Source organism: Paracidovorax konjaci (genome assembly GCF_900112675.1).
In the GTDB taxonomy this organism is placed as follows: domain Bacteria; phylum Pseudomonadota; class Gammaproteobacteria; order Burkholderiales; family Burkholderiaceae_C; genus Paracidovorax; species Paracidovorax konjaci.
Genome location: NZ_FOMQ01000006.1, coordinates 276,067 through 294,711 on the forward strand (window position 1 = coordinate 276,067; position 18,645 = coordinate 294,711).

16 protein-coding genes and 1 pseudogene are annotated in these 18,645 nt (G+C 71.5%); 13 read left to right on the plus strand and 4 right to left on the minus strand.

Annotated features, from left to right (window positions below):
• Positions 1–21: 21 nt before the first annotated feature.
• The gene (locus tag BM144_RS11615) at positions 22–1,803 is read left to right on the plus strand and encodes a PTS fructose transporter subunit IIC (RefSeq protein ID WP_092952331.1); all 1,782 of its coding nucleotides are present in this window, start codon (positions 22–24) and stop codon (positions 1,801–1,803) included.
• 31 nt (positions 1,804–1,834) lie between these two features.
• On the opposite strand, the gene BM144_RS11620 is transcribed toward BM144_RS11615, so the two are convergent.
• On the minus strand, positions 1,835–3,001 hold the full coding sequence (locus tag BM144_RS11620; protein ID WP_092952333.1) for a GGDEF domain-containing protein: 1,167 nt from the start codon (positions 2,999–3,001) through the stop codon (positions 1,835–1,837).
• Positions 3,002–3,063: 62 nt separating this feature from the next.
• A complete protein-coding gene (locus BM144_RS11625) occupies positions 3,064–4,545 on the minus strand; it encodes an AMP nucleosidase (protein ID WP_092952335.1) in 1,482 nt (493 codons plus the stop codon).
• 63 nt (positions 4,546–4,608) lie between these two features.
• On the opposite strand from BM144_RS11625, the gene dbpA reads away from it, so the two are divergent.
• From dbpA to dtd, 6 genes and pseudogenes are all read left to right on the plus strand, one after another.
• Complete coding sequence (gene dbpA, locus BM144_RS11630) at positions 4,609–6,036, plus strand: ATP-dependent RNA helicase DbpA (RefSeq protein WP_092952337.1); 1,428 nt, start codon at positions 4,609–4,611, stop codon at positions 6,034–6,036.
• Between the two features lie 475 nt (positions 6,037–6,511).
• Positions 6,512–7,255, plus strand: coding sequence for a GntR family transcriptional regulator (locus BM144_RS11640; RefSeq protein ID WP_092952339.1), 744 nt, complete (start codon positions 6,512–6,514; stop codon positions 7,253–7,255).
• Positions 7,256–7,268: 13 nt separating this feature from the next.
• Positions 7,269–8,285: a tripartite tricarboxylate transporter substrate binding protein gene (locus BM144_RS11645; RefSeq protein WP_092952341.1), complete on the plus strand. Its 1,017-nt coding sequence runs from the start codon at positions 7,269–7,271 to the stop codon at positions 8,283–8,285.
• 5 nt (positions 8,286–8,290) lie between these two features.
• Entirely contained in the window at positions 8,291–9,109 is an 819-nt protein-coding gene (locus BM144_RS11650; RefSeq protein ID WP_092952343.1) for an amidohydrolase family protein, read from the plus strand.
• Between the two features lie 183 nt (positions 9,110–9,292).
• A pseudogene (locus BM144_RS11655) lies at positions 9,293–10,192 on the plus strand (cation diffusion facilitator family transporter); the annotation flags it as partial.
• A 91-nt stretch (positions 10,193–10,283) separates the two neighbouring features.
• Positions 10,284–10,757: a D-aminoacyl-tRNA deacylase gene (gene dtd / locus BM144_RS11660; protein WP_092952345.1), complete on the plus strand. Its 474-nt coding sequence runs from the start codon at positions 10,284–10,286 to the stop codon at positions 10,755–10,757.
• 88 nt (positions 10,758–10,845) lie between these two features.
• Here dtd and ybeY read toward each other — a convergent pair whose 3' ends face one another.
• Both ybeY and BM144_RS11670 read right to left on the minus strand, forming a co-directional pair.
• Positions 10,846–11,304, minus strand: coding sequence for an rRNA maturation RNase YbeY (gene ybeY, locus BM144_RS11665; protein ID WP_092952347.1), 459 nt, complete (start codon positions 11,302–11,304; stop codon positions 10,846–10,848).
• A 64-nt stretch (positions 11,305–11,368) separates the two neighbouring features.
• Positions 11,369–12,319, minus strand: coding sequence for a PhoH family protein (locus BM144_RS11670; protein WP_092952349.1), 951 nt, complete (start codon positions 12,317–12,319; stop codon positions 11,369–11,371).
• Between the two features lie 46 nt (positions 12,320–12,365).
• Between BM144_RS11670 and ruvA the strand changes: the two genes are divergently transcribed.
• From ruvA to BM144_RS11700, 6 genes are all read left to right on the plus strand, one after another.
• On the plus strand, positions 12,366–12,938 hold the full coding sequence (ruvA, locus tag BM144_RS11675; protein ID WP_092952351.1) for a Holliday junction branch migration protein RuvA: 573 nt from the start codon (positions 12,366–12,368) through the stop codon (positions 12,936–12,938).
• Positions 12,939–13,101: 163 nt separating this feature from the next.
• Positions 13,102–15,042, plus strand: a complete 1,941-nt coding sequence (locus BM144_RS11680; RefSeq protein ID WP_092952353.1) for a trypsin-like peptidase domain-containing protein — start codon at positions 13,102–13,104, stop codon at positions 15,040–15,042.
• Positions 15,043–15,083: 41 nt separating this feature from the next.
• Positions 15,084–16,151: a Holliday junction branch migration DNA helicase RuvB gene (ruvB, locus tag BM144_RS11685; RefSeq protein ID WP_092952355.1), complete on the plus strand. Its 1,068-nt coding sequence runs from the start codon at positions 15,084–15,086 to the stop codon at positions 16,149–16,151.
• A gap of 269 nt (positions 16,152–16,420) precedes the next feature.
• Complete coding sequence (locus BM144_RS11690; RefSeq protein ID WP_092952357.1) at positions 16,421–17,032, plus strand: phage tail protein; 612 nt, start codon at positions 16,421–16,423, stop codon at positions 17,030–17,032.
• Positions 17,033–17,388: 356 nt separating this feature from the next.
• Positions 17,389–18,000 carry a phage tail protein gene (locus BM144_RS11695; protein WP_092952359.1) on the plus strand — a complete coding sequence of 204 codons (612 nt, stop codon included), beginning with the start codon at positions 17,389–17,391 and terminating at the stop codon, positions 17,998–18,000.
• A 16-nt stretch (positions 18,001–18,016) separates the two neighbouring features.
• Positions 18,017–18,628 (plus strand): phage tail protein, encoded by a 612-nt coding sequence (locus tag BM144_RS11700; protein ID WP_092952361.1) that lies wholly within the window; start codon positions 18,017–18,019, stop codon positions 18,626–18,628.
• The last annotated feature ends 17 nt before the right edge of the window (positions 18,629–18,645 follow it).

Consider the following 18,645-nt stretch of genomic DNA (forward strand, 5'->3'; position numbering starts at 1 on the left):
AGCAACACAGGAGACATTCCCATGGCCCAACTCATCGCCATCGCCGCCAGCCGCTCCGGCCCGGCGCACAGCTTCCTGGTGGCCGAAGCGCTGCGCGCCGCCGCAGGGGCGCTCGGCCACCGCATCGCGCTCAGCGTGCACAGCAGCCTGGGCACGCAGGGCGGATTCAGCGACACCGAACTGGCGGGCGCCGCGGTGGTCATCGTCGCCGCCGACATGGCGGTGGACCGCCAGGACCTGCTGGGCACCGCCACCGCGCCCGTGCACGAGGCCTCCCCGGCCGACGTGCTGGCCGATGCGGAGCGCGTGGTGCGCGGCGCGCTGGCGCGCGCGGGCGGGCCGGCCGCCGTGCCCGCGAATGCGGCTGCCCCGGCCCCCTCCACCGGTGCGGGCGGGGCGTCCGGCGGGCCGCTGCGCATCGTCGCCATCACCTCCTGCCCCACGGGCGTGGCGCACACCTTCATGGCGGCCGAGGCGCTGGAGCAGGGCGCCCGCGCGCTGGGCCATGCGATCAAGGTGGAGACGCAGGGCTCCGTGGGCGCGCAGAACGCGCTCACGCCCGAAGACATCGCCGCGGCCGACCTCGTCGTGATCGCGGCCGACACCCAGGTCAACCGCGACCGCTTCGCGGGCAAGCGGCTGCACGCCACGGGCACCAAGGCCGCCATCCACGACGCGGCCGCCGTGATCGCCGAGGCGCGCGCGAGCGCCGCCGTCTGGGGCGGCCGCACCGCCACCGACGCGGCGGCGGCCCCTGCACCCGCGCGGCGCGAAGCCGCAGGCGCCTACAAGCACCTGATGACGGGCGTGTCGTTCATGCTGCCCTTCGTGGTGGCGGGCGGCCTGCTGATCGCGCTGGCCTTCGCGCTCGGCGGCATCTACGTGTACGACGACGCGCACAAGGGCACGCTCGGCTGGGTGCTGTTCCAGGTGGGCGCCAAGGCGGGCTTCGCGCTCATGCTGCCGGCGCTGGCGGGCTACATCGCCTACTCCATCGCCGACCGGCCCGGCATCGCGCCCGGCATGATCGGCGGCCTGCTCGCGGGCACCGTGGGCGCGGGCTTCCTGGGCGCCATCGCGGCGGGGTTCATCGCAGGCTATGCGGTGCACTGGCTCAACCGCTTCATCCGGCTGCCGCGCGGGCTGGAGGGCCTCAAGCCCGTGCTCATCCTGCCGCTGCTGGGCGCGGCCATCGTGGGCGTGCTCATGATGATGGTGATCGGCACGCCCATGGCCGCGGTGATGGGCGCGCTTACCGAATGGCTCAAGGGCCTGCAGACCGGCAGCGCGGTGCTGCTGGGCATCGTGCTCGGCGGCATGATGGCCGTGGACATGGGCGGGCCGGTCAACAAGGCGGCCTACGTGTTCTCGACCACGCTCATCGCGAGCGGCGTGGCCAACCCCATGGCCGCCACCATGGCGGCCGGCATGACGCCGCCACTGGGCATCGCCATCGCCTGCTGGCTGTTCCGGACCCGCTTCTCGGCCGAGGAGCGCGAGGCCTCCAAGGCCTCGGCCGTGCTGGGGCTGGCCTTCATCACCGAAGGCGCCATCCCCTTCGTGGCGCGCGATCCGCTGCGCGTGATCCCGGCCTGCGTGCTGGGCTCGGCCGTGGCGGGCGGCCTCTCGATGGCCTGGAACATCGGCCTGCAGGCGCCGCACGGCGGCGTCTTCGTGCTGGCCATCCCGAACGCGGTCAACCACGTGCTGCTCTACGCGGCCGCGATCGCGGCCGGCTCGGTGGTGACGGCGCTGGCACTGGGGCTGTTCAAGAAGAAACTGCCGGCGGCCGCGGCGGCCTGAGGTCGCCGGGGGCCTGTCCACCCCGCCAGGGTCATGCGTCCGGCGCGTCCAGCCGGCACAGGCACCCGCGCCCGCGGCGCTTGGCTTCGTACAGGGCGGCGTCGGCGCGCGCCATCACGTCCGACAGGTGGGTGGCGGCAGGCGTGGGCGCGTGCCAATCCAGCGTGGTGGCGCCCGCGCTGTAGCCGATGGTGAAACCCAGGGTCTCGGGGCCTTCGGCGGCCAGGCGTGCCCGCAGGCGGCGGTCGAAATGCCAGGCCGCGTCCACGCCGGGTTCGTGCGAGAGCAGCACGCCGAACTCCTCGCCGCCCATGCGCGCCACGATGTCGCTGGCGCGCGCCGTCTCGCGCAGCAGCCGCGCGAACAGCACCAGCGCACGGTCGCCCGCGGCATGGCCGTGCGCATCGTTGACCTGCTTGAAATGGTCCACGTCCACCATGAGCGCGGTGAGCGGCTGGCGCTGGCGCAGCGCATGGGCGAGCATCGCGCGGCCCTGGCTGTCGAAGCCGCGGCGGTTCAGCAGGGCCGTGAGCGCATCGGTGGTGGCCAGGGCGCGCAGCTTTTCCTCGGCTTCGGTGCGCCAGGCCACGAGCAGCGCGACCATGCCGAGCACCAGCGTGACGTTGGCCGCGAGGGCGGCGCCGATGTTCACCGGATGGGGCGTGCGAAAGCTCGGGTAGGCATCGGTGAAAGCGCCCAGCACGCCGCGCGCCGCGGTGAAGCCGGCCATGGTGACCAGGCAGGCGCACAGCAGCAGCCGCCAGCGCAGCGGCGAGGGCCGCAGCGGCGCGAGGGTGGCGCGGGCCACGGTGGCGATCAGCACGGCCAGCAGCAGGTTGGACCAGCCCACGCGGAAGGCGTAGTGCCCGAACCCGAGCGTGTAGCCCAGCGGGATCGCGGCCGCCAGCCAGGGCAGCCAGCGTCGTCCGGGGCGCGGCCCCAGCCATTCGGACAGCGCCGCGAACAGTGCCCACTGGGCCGCGGCCGTGCAGGCGATGGAAAGCGTGGAGAGCGCCCGGTCCCAGGCATGCGAGGAGGCGATGATGGCCGCCCACGACAGCGCCTGCAGCCCGATGCTGGCCTGCGCGCAGCGCGCGGCCCGGCTCACGCCGCGGCCCATGATGAGCGGCAGCGCCAGCGAGAGCATGAGCAGGTTGGTGGCCGTGACGGCCAGCAGCGTGACGAAATCCAGCGCCATGGGGCCGGGCGGGTGTGCGGGGCGGGGGCGCGCACCAACGGTGCGGCCGCGCGCCGCTGGGGTTATTGGAAAGCCACTTCCGCGAAGCTGCGCAGCTTGCGGCTGTGCAGCCGGCTCACGCCGCCCGCGCGCAGGATGTCGATGGCGCGCATGCCGATGCGCAGGTGCTGGTCCACGCGCTCGCGGTAGAAGTGGTTGGCCATGCCGGGCAGCTTGATCTCGCCGTGCAGGGGCTTGTCGGACACGCACAGCAGGGTGCCGTAGGGCACGCGGAAGCGGAAGCCGTTGGCCGCGATGGTGGCGCTTTCCATGTCCAGCGCCACGGCGCGGCTCTGGCTGAAGCGGCGCTGGGGCATGTTGTCGGGCAGCAGCTCCCAGTTGCGGTTGTCGGTGCTGGCCACGGTGCCGGTGCGCATGAAGCGCTTGAGGTCGGCCTCGGGCACCTGGGTGACGTCGGCCACGGCCTGCTGCAGCGCGAGCTGGATCTCGGCCAGCGCCGGGATGGGCACCCACAGCGGCAGTTCCTCGTCGAGCACGTGGTCCTCGCGCACGTAGGCGTGGGCCAGCACGTAGTCGCCCAGTTGCTGGCTGTTGCGCAGGCCCGCGCAGTGGCCCAGCATCATCCAGGCATGCGGGCGCAGCACGGCGATGTGGTCGGTGATGGTCTTGGCGTTGGACGGCCCCACGCCGATGTTGACCATGGTGGTGCCGCTGCGGTCCGCGCGCACCAGGTGGTAGGCGGGCATCTGCGGCAGCCGGGGGGGCGGCAGGCCGAGTTCGTCGCCGGCCTGCGGAGGCAGGCCCGTGCGGCGCGTGACGACGTTGCCGGGCTCGATGAAGGCGATGTATTCGCTGTCGGGCCTGGCCATCTCGGCATGGCCCAGGCGCACGAATTCGTCGATGTAGAACTGGTAGTTGGTGAACAGCACGAAGTTCTGGAACCACTCGGGCGCCGTGCCCGTGTAGTGGCGCAGACGGTGCAGCGAATAGTCCACGCGCGGCGCGGTGAAGAGCGACAGCGGCTGCGCCTCGCCCGGGCGCGGGCTCCAGGTGCCGTTGGCGATGCCGTCGTCCATGGCGGCCAGGTCGGGCAGGTCGAACACGTCGCGCATGAGCATGCGGCGCTGGGCGGAGAGCGATCCCTCGATGTGGTCGTGCTCGGCGAACGAGAAGTGGATCGGGATGGGCTGGTTGCTGATGCCCACCTCCAGTTCGACGTTGTGGCTGGCGCGCAGCAGGCGGAACTGCTCGGCGTAGTAGCGCGCGAACAGGTCGGGCCGGGTGAGCGTGGTCTCGTAGCGGCCGGGGCCTTCGACGAAGCCGTAGGCGAGCTGCGTGGCCGCGCGCGCCACGGTGCTGGTCTGCACCCGCACGAAGGGGTAGAAGGCCCGCACATGGCCGTTCGGCGTCTCGCCCGACACGAAGCGCTGCATGGCCTCGCGCAGGTGGCCGATCTGCTGCTGGTAGATGCGCTGCACCTGGGCCAGGGCGTCGGCGGGGTCGGTGTGGAAGGTGGGCTCGGTGAATTCGGGTATCTGGGCCATGGGCGTATTGTCCACGCCCCGCGTGGCAGTGGCCGCGGCGGCCGGGCCGGGATAATCGCGCCCATGCAATCCTCTTCCCCCTCCCAGGCCGCCGCTTCGGCCGCGCCCGCCGGTTTCGACGCGCTCGGGCTCGCCCCCGAATCGCTGGCCAACCTGCGGCAGCTCGGCTATGACCGCATGACGCCCATCCAGGCGGCCAGCCTGCCGCCCGCCCTGCTGGGCCGCGACCTGATCGCCCAGGCCAGCACCGGCAGCGGCAAGACGGCGGCCTTCGGCCTCGCCCTGCTGGAGCGCCTGAACCCGCGCCGCTTCGCGGTGCAGGCGCTGGTGCTGTGCCCCACGCGCGAACTGGCCGACCAGGTCACGGCCGAGATCCGCCGCCTGGCCCGCGCGCAGGAAAACATCAAGGTGGTCACGCTGTGCGGCGGCGTGCCGCTGCGCGGGCAGGCCGCGAGCCTGGAGCACGGCGCGCACGTGGTCGTGGGCACCCCCGGCCGCGTGATGGACCACCTGGAGCGCGGCACGCTCTCGCTCGACGCGCTCGGCACCTTCGTGCTCGACGAGGCCGACCGCATGCTCGACATGGGCTTCTTCGACGACATCGCCCAGGTGGCGCGCCGCTGCCCGGCCGCGCGGCAGACGCTGCTGTTCTCGGCCACCTACCCCGAGGGCATCGAGCGCATCGCGCGGCAGTTCATGAAGGAGCCCCAGCGCATCGCCGTGCAGGCCCAGCACGGCGCGGCCAAGATCGTGCAGCGCTGGTACGAGGTGGAGGAGCGCCAGCGCCTGCATGCCGTCTCGCAGCTGCTGAACCATTTCCGGCCCGAGTCCACCATCGCCTTCTGCAACACCAAGCAGCAGTGCCGCGACCTGGTGCAGGTGCTGCGCGCGCAGGGCTTCAGCGCGCTGGCGCTCTACGGCGAGCTGGAGCAGCGCGAGCGCGACCAGGTGCTGGTGCAGTTCGCCAACCGCAGTTGCAGCGTGCTGGTGGCCACCGACGTGGCCGCGCGCGGCATCGACATCGCGCAGCTGCAGGCCGTGGTCAACGTGGACGTGACGCCCGACCCGGAGGTGCACATCCACCGCATCGGCCGCACGGGCCGCGCCGACGCCGAAGGCCTGGCGCTCAGCCTCGCGAGCCTGCCCGAGATGGGCAACGTGGGCATGATCGAGGTGCTGCAGGGCCGCCCGTCGGAGTGGTTCCCGCTGGCCGAGCTGGCCCCCGCGCCCGGCGGGCCGCTGGTGCCGCCGATGGCCACCATCCAGATCGTCGGCGGGCGCAAGGAAAAAATCCGCGCCGGCGACGTGCTAGGCGCGCTCACGGGCGAGATGGGCTTCACGCGCGAGCAGGTGGGCAAGATCAACGTGAACGAGTTCTCCACCTATGTGGCCGTGGAGCGCGGCATCGCACGCCAGGTGGCGCAGCGCCTCTCGGCCGGCCGCGTGAAGGGCAAGACCGTGAAGGCGCGGCTGGTCGAAGACGACGAGTGACGCGGTGCCGCGCACTGCCGCCGCTGGCGGCGGTGGTGGTGCGCCGGCCGTGCCTGGGCGGGCGCATGCCGCGCGGCTGAACGGGCCCGGCCGCCTCGGCGGGGCGCTGCCCGGCCTCAGAACGTGTTCACGATCTCGCAGGGGTCGCGTTGGAGCGCAATCGGGATGAGTGGATGCTTCGGATGCGCCGCATGGGCCTGTGCCCATGCAAGCAGCCGGGGCGTCCAATCGCCCGATTTCGCTCCAACCCGAAGGGCAGTGGAGTGTGCGGGCGGTCTGCGGCGTTGCGGCGCTTGCCAATAGCCGAGCTATTGGCGGCGCACCGCGCCTTGCATCCCATCCCGCACACTCCACTGCGCGACCCCCGGGAGATCGTGAACACGTTCTCAGGACTTTCCCGGAGAGGGCCCTGCTTTCCGGCCATCTGCGCCGCGCGCTCGGCTAGACTCCAAAGTCATCTAGAGGAGTAGATCTGATGCCGAAAGTGATTGCCCTGGCTGCCGAGGCCGAGCGCCCCGGGCTGGCGCGCTATGCGGCGTTGGCCGAGGCCTTGCGCCACCGCGTGGTGCGCGGCGAATGGCCACCCGGCGCGGCGCTGCCGGCCGAGCAGGCGCTGGCCGCGGAGCACGGCGTGGCGCTGGGCACGCTGCGGCGCGCGCTGGAGCTGCTGGTGGAGCAGGGGCTGATCGAGCGCATCCATGGGCGCGGCACCTTCGTGCGCAATGGCATCGCGGGCGCATCGATGCTGCGGTTCTTCCGCTTCGGCGAGGCGCAGGGCCAGGAGCCCACCTCGCGCATCCTCTCGCGCCAGCGCGCGGCCCCACCGCCCGCCGCGGCCCAGGCGCTGGGGCTGGCCGCGGGCGAGAGCGCGCTGCGCCTGCAGCGCCTGCGCCTGGTCGATGGCGAGCCCTGCCTGCTGGAGCAGATCTGGCTGCCGCTGGACCTGTTCGGCGCGCTGGAGCAGGACGACCCGCGCACCTGGGGCGATCTGCTCTACCCGTTCTATGCGAGCCGCTTCGGCGTGCGCGTGCAGCGCGCCATCGACGACATCGGCTTCGGCACGCTCACCGCTCCGCAGGCGCGCGCGCTGGAGCTGCAGGCGGGCCACCCCTGCGCGCTCGTCACGCGCCGTGCCATGGACCTGGCCGGCCGCTGCATCGAATGGCGCGCCACGCGCGGCGATGCGCACGCCTTCCACTACACCGTCACCCTGACCTGAAGGAGTTCTTCCCATGACCGAACCGATGCGCCTGCCCGGCAGCACTTTCCTCTCGCGCCGCGGCTTCGTGCTGGGCACCGCGGCCGCGGCCCTGTCTGCGGCCGCAGGGGCGGCCCGTGCGGCCACACCGGTCGCGGGCGGCCGCCCGGTCACGCTGGTGGTCTCCTACCCTGCCGGCGGCGGCGCCGACCTGATGGCCCGCATCCTCGCGCCGCGCCTGGGCGAGGCGCTGGGCCAGGGCGTGGTGGTGGACAACAAGCCCGGCGCGAGCGGCCAGATCGCCGGTGCGTTCGTGGCGCGCGCCGTGCCGGACGGCACCACGCTGCTGCTGGACGCTTCGTCGTTCGCGGTGAACCCGTCGCTCTACCCCAAGATGGCCTACGACACCCAGAAGGCGTTCACGCCGCTGGCGGTGCTGGCCACCTTCCCGAACGTGCTCGTGTGTTCCGCGGGCTTTCCCGCGCGCACGGTGGAGGACGTGATCCGCATGGCGCGGGAGAAGCCGGGCAACATCGCCTACGCGTCGTCGGGCAACGGCTCGGCGCAGCACCTCGCGGGCGCGCTGTTCGAGGAGCGCGCGGGCGTGAACCTGGTGCACATCCCCTACCGCGGCGGCGGCCCGGCCATGAACGACGTGATGGGCGGGCAGGTTCCGCTGTTCTTCGCCAACGTGGCGTCGGCGCTGGGGCACATCCAGTCGGGCAAGCTGCGGGCGCTGGCCGTGACGGCGCCGCTGCGGGCGCGCTCGCTGCCCGACGTGCCCACCATGGCCGAGGCCGGCGTGAAGCAGTACGAGGTGCTGGAGTGGAACCCCGTGATGGCCCCGGCCGGCCTGCCGCCCGAGACGCGCGTGCTGCTGGTGGGCGCCATCCGCAAGGCGCTGGCCGATCCCGAAGTGCTGTCCCGCGTGCGCGCCCTGGGCGGCGACGTGTTCTCCGATGCCTCGCAGGCCAGCGCCGGCAGGTTCATCCAGGCCCAGCAGGCGCAGTGGGCCAAGGTGGTCCGCGAGCGCAACATCTCCGTGGGCTGACGCGCATGGCGGATTCCTCTGCCGCAACGCCATCGGCGGGCATGCCGGCACGCTGGGATGCGCACGTGCACGTGTTCGACGGCGCGGCGCCCACGCAGCCAGGGCACTACCGCCCCGCGCACCAGCCGCTCGCGCGCATCGAGGCGCTGGCGGCGGCGCACGGCGTGGGCCGCCTGGTGCTGGTGCAGCCGAGCGTCTATGGCACCGACAACGCGGTGATGCTGCGCGCGCTGGCCGAGCGCCCCGGCGTGCACCGCGGGATCGCCGTGGTGGACCCGGGCATCGGCGACGCGGAGCTGGACCGCATGCACGCGCTGGGCGTGCGCGGCATCCGCTTCAACCTCGTCTCGCCCGTGGGCAACGGCCCCGCGGACCTGGATGCGCTGGCGCCGCGGCTGCGCGAGCGCGGCTGGCACGTGCAGTGGTACGCCGCGCCAGAACACCTGGAGCGCATCGCGGCCTGGCACGCGGGCAGCGGGGTGGGCTGCGTGCTCGACCACCTGGCCGGCCTGCACGCGGAGCTGCCGGCCGGCGATGCCGCCTGGGGCCACCTCGAACGGCTGGCGGGGCTGGGCGCCTGGGTCAAGCTCTCGGGCTGGTACCGCCTGCGCGCGCCGCTGCCCTACGGCCTGCTGGGGCCGCATATCGAGCGCGTGGCGCGCTGCCTGCCCGAGCGCGTGGTGTGGGGCTCCGACTGGCCGCACACCTCCTTTGCCGAAGGGGCGCAGCCGGCCTATGCGGCGGTGTGGGACCCCGTGGTGACCGCGCTCGGCGAGGCCGCGGCCGACGCCGCCGCGCGCCGCGCCGCGTCGCTCTATGCCTGACCGCGTCTGACGGGGCCGCGCGGCGCGGGTTCCCGGCACCGGCCCCGGGTGCCCGTGGGGCAGAATCGCCGCAGACTCTTCCGCGCCGGCCATGCCCCCGACCCACTCCGCCCGATCCGCCCGCTGTCTCGTCACCACCTGCCGTGCCTGCCCTGCCCGCCGCTGGGCCGTGGAGGGCTGCGCATGACGCCGCTGCCGCCGCGCACGCTGCTGTGGATCTCCGTCGCCGTGGCGGTGGTCACCATCTTCCTCAAGGGATCGGCCTGGTACCTCACCGGTTCGGTGGGGCTGCTGTCGGATGCGCTGGAGTCGTTCGTGAACCTGGCGGGCGCGGTCTTCGCGCTGATGATGGTCACGGTGGCGCAGCGCCCGGCCGACGGCGGCCACCCGTTCGGCCACCACAAGGCGGAGTATTTCTCGTCGGGCTTCGAGGGCATCCTGGTGCTGGGCGCGGCGCTGGCGATCCTCTGGGCGTCGGTGCACCGCCTGTTCGCGCCCGCTCCCATCTCGCAGCTGGGCTGGGGGCTGGCGCTGTCGGTGGCCAGCTCGGCGCTCAATGGCCTGCTCGCCTGGCTCATGCTGCGCTCGGCGCGCGTGTACCGCTCGGCGGCGCTGGAGGGCGATGCGCGGCACCTGCTCACCGACGTGTGGACCTCGGCCGGCGTGGTGGTGGGCATTCTGGGCGTGATGGCCACGGGCTGGCTCTGGCTCGACCCGGCGGTGGCCATCCTGGTGGCGCTGAACATCGCGCGCGAGGGCGGGCGGCTCGTCTGGCGGGCCTCGCAGGGCCTCATGGACGAGGCGCTGGAGCCCACCGAGCGCGCGGCCATCGACGGCGCGCTGGCGGCTTTCGCACGGCGGCAGCCCCGCGTGCGCTTCGACCATGTGGCCACGCGCCGCGCGGGCCAGCGCCGCCATGTGGCGCTGCACCTGCACGTCCCCGGCGACTGGAGCCTCTCGGAGGCCGCGCGTCTGCGGGCCGCCGTGGAGCACGCGCTGGTGGGTGCCGTGCCCGGCCTGCGCGCCACCATCGAACTGCTGCCCACCGGCATGGAGGCCGTGGCCACCCCCATGGCGGAAGACGGGCCCGGCGGCGGGAGCGAAAGCGCACACACCAGCGAACACGGCCCCGCCCAGGGCCACGGCATCCCCCCAACCACCAGGACTCCCGGACATGATGAGCGTGCTGCAGCGCGTGCGCGAGGCGCGCGTGGAGATCGATGGCGAGATCGCGGGCCGCATCGGCGCGGGCCTGCTCGTGCTGGTGTGCGCCGAGCGCGGCGACAGCGAGGCCGAGGCCGACCGCCTGCTGGACAAGCTGCTCAAGCTGCGCATCTTCCAGGACGAGGCCGGCAAGATGAACCGCAGCGTGCAGGACATCGGCGGCGGCCTGCTGCTGGTGAGCCAGTTCACGCTGGCGGCCGATACGCGCGGCGGCAACCGCCCGAGCTTCACCCAGGCGGCCGCGCCCGACGAGGGCCGGCGCCTCTACGACCATTTCGTGGCCCGCGCCCGCGCGCTGCACCCGCAGGTGGCCACCGGCCGCTTCGCGGCCGAGATGCAGGTGCATCTGGTCAACGACGGGCCGGTGACGATCCCGCTGCGGATCGAGCCGAAGCCGGCAGCCGATTTGCTACCAAAAACATAGCAAACTATCGAATGGATACGGCGGCATGGGGCATGAAACACCCTGGATGCCGGCGCAGAGGGGCCCCCGGGCCTGCGGGTCTGCGCCTTCAGTCCGCGTACGGGTCCGGGAACCCCAGTTCCTGCAGGATGGCCGTCTCGTAGGCCTCCATCTCGTCGGCGTCCTCGGCGCTGGTCTCGTGGTCCCAGCCCTGGGCGTGCAGCGTGCCGTGCACGAGCAGGTGGGCGTAGTGCTCGCGCAGGTCCTTGTTCTGCTCGCGCGCCTCGCGCTCGACCACGGGGGCGCAGAGCACGAGGTCGGCCGCCACCACGGGCTCCTGCGCGTAGTCGAAGGTGAGCACGTTGGTGGCGTAGTCCTTCTGGCGGTACTCGCGGTTGAGCGCCTGGCCCTCGTCGGCATCGACGATGCGCACGGTGATCTCGGCGTCGGTGGCGAGCGCGTGGCGGATCCAGCGGGCCACGGCATGGCGGGGCAGGGCGTCGCGGTGGGCCTGCACCCCGGCGAACCGGGCGAACTGCAGGGAAAGGGAAAGCTGGTTCAGGGCCATTTGGGCTTCATACCGTCGGATTCATTGAATAGTTTGCTATTGAAAGCATAGCAAACGGAAGGCGTCATGCCGCGCCGGACCGGCTGCTGCGCTGCGCGTCGTAGGCGTCCACGATGCGCGCGACGAGCGGGTGGCGCACCACGTCGGCGCTGGTGAAGCGCGTCACGGCGATGCCCTTCACGCGCTTGAGCACGCGCTCGGCGTCGATGAGCCCGCTCATCGCGCCCTTGGGCAGGTCGATCTGGCTCACGTCGCCGGTCACCACGGCGCGGGCGCCGAAGCCAATCCGCGTGAGGAACATCTTCATCTGCTCGGGCGTGGTGTTCTGCGCCTCGTCGAGGATCACGAAGGCATTGTTGAGCGTGCGCCCGCGCATGAAGGCGAGCGGCGCGATCTCGAGCGCGTTGCGCTCGAACGCCTTCATCACGCGCTCGTAGCCCATCAGCTCGTAGAGCGCGTCGTAGAGCGGCCGCAGGTAGGGATCGACCTTCTGCGCGAGGTCGCCCGGCAGGAAGCCCAGGCGCTCGCCGGCTTCCACGGCCGGGCGCGTGAGCACGATGCGCTGCACGGCGCTGCGCTCCAGCGCATCGACGGCGCAGGCCACGGCCAGGTAGGTCTTGCCGGTGCCGGCCGGGCCGATGCCGAAGGTGATGTCGTGGCTGGCGATGTTGTCCAGGTACACGCCCTGCGTGGGCGTGCGCGCGCGCAGGTCGGCGCGGCGCGTGGCCAGCACGGCGGCGCCTTCCGGCGCCTCGCGCATGGACCCGTCGCCGGCCAGCATGAGCTGCACGTTCTCTTCGCTCACGGGGCGGTCCGCGATCTCGTAGATCGCCTGCAGCAGCTCCATCGCCTGGGTCGCGCGCGCCTTCGGGCCGTCCACCTTGAACTGCTCGTGCCGGTGCGCGATGCCCACGGAGAGGGCGGCCTCGATGGTGCGCAGGTGGGCGTCGGCCGGGCCGCACAGGTGCGCGAGCCGGGTGTTGTTGAGTGGGGAGAAGGTGTGGCGCAGGATCACGCGGATAATTCCGGTTGGACAGACGTGGGACAGAAACAGGACAACGATGATAGGCAAACTCACCGGCATGCTGCTGGAGAAAAACCCGCCCGAGGTGCTGGTGGACTGCCACGGCGTGGGCTACGAGGTGCAGGTGCCCATGAGCACCTTCTACAACCTGCCCGCCGTGGGCGAGCGCGTGCAGCTGCTCACGCAGTTCATCGTGCGCGAAGACGCGCAGCTGCTCTACGGCTTCGGCAGCGCGCCGGAGCGTCAGGCGTTCCGCGAACTCATCAAGATCTCGGGCGTGGGGCCGCGCACGGCGCTCTCCATCCTCTCGGGCATGGGGGTGGACGACCTGGCGCAGGCGGTGTCGCTGCAGGAGGCCGGCCGCCTCGTGAAGGTGCCCGGCATCGGCAAGAAGACGGCCGAGCGCCTGCTGCTGGAACTCAAGGGCAAGCTCGGCGCCGACATCGGCGTGCGGCCCGAGGCCGCGAGCGACGCGCAGGCTGACATCCTGCAGGCCCTGCTCGCGCTGGGCTACAACGACAAGGAAGCCGCCGCCGCGCTCAAGGCCCTGCCGAAGGACGTGGGGGTGAGCGAGGGGATCAAGCTGGCGCTCAAGGCGCTGGCGAAATGACAGGGCCCGGCCGGGCGCGCGCGGCGGCGGCTGTGCCGCAGCGCGCGCCACGGGCGGGCATCCAGGGGCGTGCCCGGCGTGCTTTCACCGCGCCGTGGCACAGTAGTCGGCAAGGGCGGTGCGGGGTGCCCGCCCGAAAAATGCAATGACGGGGAAACGATCCATGACATTCGGCACAACGGGGATTCGGTCGATGGTCCTGCTGGGGGCGGCAGCGCTTCTGGCGGCCTGCGGTGGTGGCGGCGGCAGCGATGCCGCACAGGCGGCCTCGGCCGCGCCGGCGGCGGCCCAGGCGCGGGCGGTGGTCACCCAGGTGGCGTCGCTCCAGCAGCCCGCCGACGCCGTGCAGGACACGGTGCGGGTGAAGGACATGGCCGCGCGCGCCGCGGTGGTGCCCGCGCGCGTGGCGCTGGGCCCGCTGGTCCAGCAGAAGGATGCCGCCGCGGCCTCGGGGCCTGGCGCGCGCCAGATCGGGAGCGTGCGCCAGGTGGGCGACACCGACACGGTCGCCGGCACGGCCCAGCGCCTGCGCTGGACGGCCACGCCGGCCGGCGGGCTGGTGGCGGCGATCAGCTTTGCCGCCGAGGATGCGCATGGCCTGCGCCTGGGCGTGCTGGTGAAGGCGCTGCCGGGCGGTGCGATGCTGCGCGTCTACAGCCAGGCGAGCCCGTCGGCGGTGCTCGAGATATCGGGGCAGGAAGTGCTGCAGTCCATCGACCGCAACGTCGCCTCCGGCGACACGTCCGATGCGGCGCACACGTGGTGGACGCCCGACACCGGGGGCAACGAAGCCACGCTGGAGATCGAGCTGCCGCCCGGCACGCCTGCCGGCGCGCTGCAGGTCTCGGTCCCGCGCCTCTCGCACATCTATGCCGACCTCTCGCTGCCGACGGCCGAGGAAGCCGAGCAGGTGAAGATCAACGAGTCCGGCTCCTGCAACCTGGACTCCACCTGCTATGACGACTACGCCAGCCAGCGCAACGCCGTGGCGCGCATGGTCTTCGTGCGCGACGATGGCAACGCCTACGTGTGCACTGGCACGCTGCTGAACGACCGCGACGGCAGCCGCACGCCGTACTTCATCTCGGCCAACCACTGCTTCTCCACGCAGACGGTGGCCTCCACGCTGCGCACAGACTGGTTCTACCGCTCGCCTAGCTGCAACAGCCGGACCCTGTCGGCCAGCACCGTGGCCCGCAACGGTGGTGCCACGCTGCTGTACGCCAGCACCAATTCCGACACGCTGTTCCTGCGCCTGAACGAAACGCCGCCGGCCGGCGCGGTGTTCGCCGCCTGGAACGCCGGTTCCCAGGCCCTGGGCACGGCGGCGGCGGGCATCCACCACCCGCGCGGCGACCTGCAGAAAATCGCGTTCGGCAACATCGCCGCGCTGAGCTCCTGCAGCGCCCTGACCGGCTCCAGCACCACCTTCTCCTGCAGCGGAACGTCGGGCAACTACTACCGCGTGAACTGGACCCAGGGCGTGACCGAGGGCGGCAGCAGCGGCTCGGGCGTCTTCGTGAACGGCGCGCTGGTGGGCACGCTCTATGGCGGCAGCGTCACCTGCACCGCGCGCACCGGCTCCGACTATTACGGCCGCTTCGACGTGGCCTACAACGCCGCGCTGCAGCAGTGGCTCTCGCCGGCCGCCAGCGCCAGCGGGCGCGCCGCGATCTACCGCTTCTTCAACGGCAGCACGGGCGCGCATTTCTACACGTCGAACGCCGCCGAGCGCGATTTCGTGCAGCAGACCTACCCGGCCTTCAGCTATGAGGGCGTGGCCTTCTATGCGTATGCCAACGCCACGGCCGGCCAGAGCGCGGTGTACCGCTTCTTCAACACGGGCAACGGCGCGCACTTCTACACGATCGACGCGGGCGAGCGCGATTTCGTGCGGGCTACTTACCCCGCGTTCCAGTATGAGGGCCCCGCGTGGTACGCGCAGACGGCCGCAGGCAACGGTGCCACCGCCATGTACCGCTTCTTCAACCGGAGCACGGGCACGCACTTCTACACGATCAGCCAGGGCGAGCGCGATTTCGTGATCGCCACCTACCCGGTCTTCCAGTACGAGGGCGCGGTGTACTACGCCTGGACCAACTGACCGGCCCCGCCTCCCATGCACTTTTCCGCAGCCGCGCGCCCATGAGCATCCAGACCGACGATTTCGTGCCCGCACCGCCCAAGCGCGTGGTGTCCGCCGCCCCCAGCTCCCCGCAGGAGGAGGCGCTGGAGCGCGCGCTGCGGCCCAAGGCGCTGCAGGAGTACGTGGGCCAGGCCAAGGCGCGCGAGCAGCTGGAGATCTTCATCGGCGCGGCGCGCAAGCGCGAGGAAGCGCTGGACCACGTCCTGCTCTTCGGGCCGCCGGGCCTGGGCAAGACCACGCTCAGCCACATCATCGCGGCCGAACTGGGGGTGAATCTGCGGCAGACCAGCGGCCCGGTGCTCGAAAAACCCAAGGACCTCGCGGCGCTGCTCACCAACCTGGAGCGCAACGACGTCCTCTTCATCGACGAGATCCACCGCCTCTCGCCCGTGGTGGAGGAAATCCTCTACCCCGCGCTGGAGGACTACCAGATCGACATCATGATCGGCGAAGGGCCGGCCGCGCGCAGCATCAAGCTCGACCTGCAGCCCTTCACGCTGGTGGGCGCCACCACGCGGGCGGGCATGCTCACCAACCCGCTGCGCGACCGCTTCGGCATCGTCGCGCGGCTGGAGTTCTACACCCCGCAGGAACTGGCGCGCATCGTGATGCGCAGCGCCGGCCTGCTCAATGCGCCCATCGACGCGGAGGGCGGCTTCGAGATCGCCCGCCGCTCGCGCGGCACGCCCCGCATCGCCAACCGCCTGCTGCGCCGCGTGCGCGACTACGCCGACGTGAAGGGCGACGGCCACATCACCGAGGACATCGCCCAGCGCGCCCTGGCCATGCTGGACGTGGACCCGCAGGGCTTCGACGTCATGGACCGCAAATTGCTCGAAGCCGTCATCCACCGTTTCGACGGCGGGCCGGTGGGGCTGGACAACATCGCCGCGAGCATCGGCGAGGAGCCCGGCACCATCGAAGACGTGATCGAGCCCTACCTCATCCAGCAGGGCTACCTGCAGCGCACGCCGCGCGGCCGCATCGCCACCCTGGCGGCTTTCCGGCACCTGGGCGTGGCGCCCACGCGCCAGCATACCGACCTCTTCGGCGGCGCCGCAGGCTGACCGCACGGCCCCCCGGGTCGGTTTTCCGGGCGTTTCCGGAGGCCCCGCGGGGAGGGGAATGGCCTGCACCTTCGAGGCAGTAGGCACATTGTTCGCCCACGGTTCAGTTCATTGGCGTTTTCTATTCTCGCGGCCAAGTCCATCAGGGTAAACACTAGGGTGGTGACTTCTTGTTTCTGTTGTTTACTTCTCTCGGCCAGTGCTTGCGGGGCTGTCAACCTCCCCTCTGGTGCGGCGACGTATCAACAGTTTTTTGAGAGGGAATTGCAATGGAAGGTTATCTCGGGCAAGTCATTCTTTGGGCCGTGCCGTTCATTCCGCAGGGCTGGGCCCTGTGCGATGGCACCGCACTGAGCATCAATCAGAACCAGGCCCTGTTTGCGCTGCTGGGCACGCGCTTCGGCGGCGATGGCGTGAACACCTTCAACCTGCCCGACCTGCGCAACCGTGTGCCGATGGGCACCACCTCGGTGGTCCAGCCCCCGGCTGTCACCGGTGCCGCCACCGCCCAGGTCAATGCCGTGGGCGCGGGTGCCGTGACCATCGGTGCCGCCAACCTGCCGCCGCTCTCCGCCACCGCCAGCGTGGCCATCCCCGTGTCCAGCGCACCCACTGCGGCCAACCTCAGCGACACCCCCGGTGTGACGCTGGTGCAGGCCAAGGGCGCGGCCGGCAACTTCCCGGCCAAGATCTACAGCACGGATGCCGCGAACACGACCCTCAAGCCGTTCAACGCCCCTGTGACCATCACCGGCACGGGCTCCAGCGCGCAGCCCCTTCCCGTCCAGGTGAGCGTGCCCGTGTCCGTGAGCACCATCCAGCCGTCGCTGCAGATGAACTACATCATCTGCGTGCAGGGCATCTTCCCGTCCCGCGCCTGAGCGGCCGGCGTTTCGCCGCAGCGCGCGCGGTGCGTGGAGCGCGCCGGTGCGAGGCGATCCGTCCCGGCCCAGACGGCCCCTGGCGCGTTCGTTGACGCGCCGGAGGTGGGCTGGTGCCTGGGCGCATCCCGATGCATCGGGCGCGCGGGTTTTCCATCGACCGCCGCAACTGGGTTCACACAACTGGCTGGCGGCTTCCGGACCGCCAGGCGATGCCATTCCCGGGCCGTGCATGGGTGACGTGCGGCAGATGCTTGCAAGCTGCTTCTTCAGCCATCCGTGCGTGGCCCCTTCGCGCCGTTCACCGCTCCGTGGCGGCGCAGACGACAGACATTCAACGACGTGAGAGGTGAATCATGGATGAAGCGTATATCGGCACAATTCTGATGTGGGGGGGCAGCTGGGTGCCCCGGAACTGGGCGCTGTGCGACGGCACGCAGCTCAAGATCATGGACTACCAGGCGCTGTACTCGCTCATCGGGGTGCGCTATGGCGGCGACGCCCGCACCACGTTCAACCTGCCGGACCTGCGCAACCGCGTGCCGATGGGCCTGCAGGTGGCCTCGCAGGCGCCGGGCGCCACGGGCGCGGCCTCCCAGACCCTGACCTTGGGGGGCGCGGTGACCGGCATGATCGCGGCCAACCAGCTGCCCCCGCTGAGCGGCAAGGCATCCGTGTCGATTCCCGCGAACAACGCACCGGTCGCCGCGAACCTGACCGACGTCCCGGGCCCCACCGGTGTGCTGGCCAAGGGCGTGGCCGGCAACTTCAGCGCGAAAATCTACACGAGCGATGCCGCGAACACCAACCTCAAGCCCTTCGACGCGCCCGTCACGATCGCCCAGACCTCGGCGCAGCAGCCGCTGTCGCTGCCGGTTTCGGTGTCCGGCACGGTGAGCACCATCCAGCCTTCCATGACGGTGAACTTCATCATCTGCCTGCTGGGCCTGTACCCGGACCGTCCCTGAAGCGAAGGAGAAAACGATGGATGAATGCTATATCGGCACGATCCTCCTGTGGACCGCAAGCTTCGTGCCGCGCGGATGGGCGCTGTGCGACGGCTCGCTGCTCAACATCACGCAGAACCCGGCGCTCTTCGCGATCCTGGGCACCCGCTACGGGGGCGACGGCCGCACCACCTTCCAGCTCCCTGACCTGCGCAACCGCGTACCGATGGGGCTCGCCTCGGTAACGCAGGCCCCCGGGGCAACGGGTGCGGCATCGCACCCCGTGGTGATCACCGGCACGGCCGCGGGCATGCTCTCGGCCAACCAGCTGCCGGCGGTGAACGGCAAGGTGTCCCTGCAGATTCCGGCGAACAACGCCCCGACGGCCGCGAACATCACCGACACGCCCGGTCCCGCGGTCGTGCAGGACAAGGGCACGGGCAGCAACTTCGGCGCCAAGATCTACACCAGCGACGCGGCCAATGCGAACCTCAAGCCGTTCGACGCAGCCGTCACGGTGCCCGCCACGGCGCAGCAGCCGCTGACCCTGCCGGTGGCGGTGTCCGGCACGATGAACACCATCCAGCCTTCGCTGACGGTGAGTTTCATCATCTGCGTGCAGGGGCTGTTCCCGCCCCGTCCGGACTGACGTCACCGGGGGGTGCC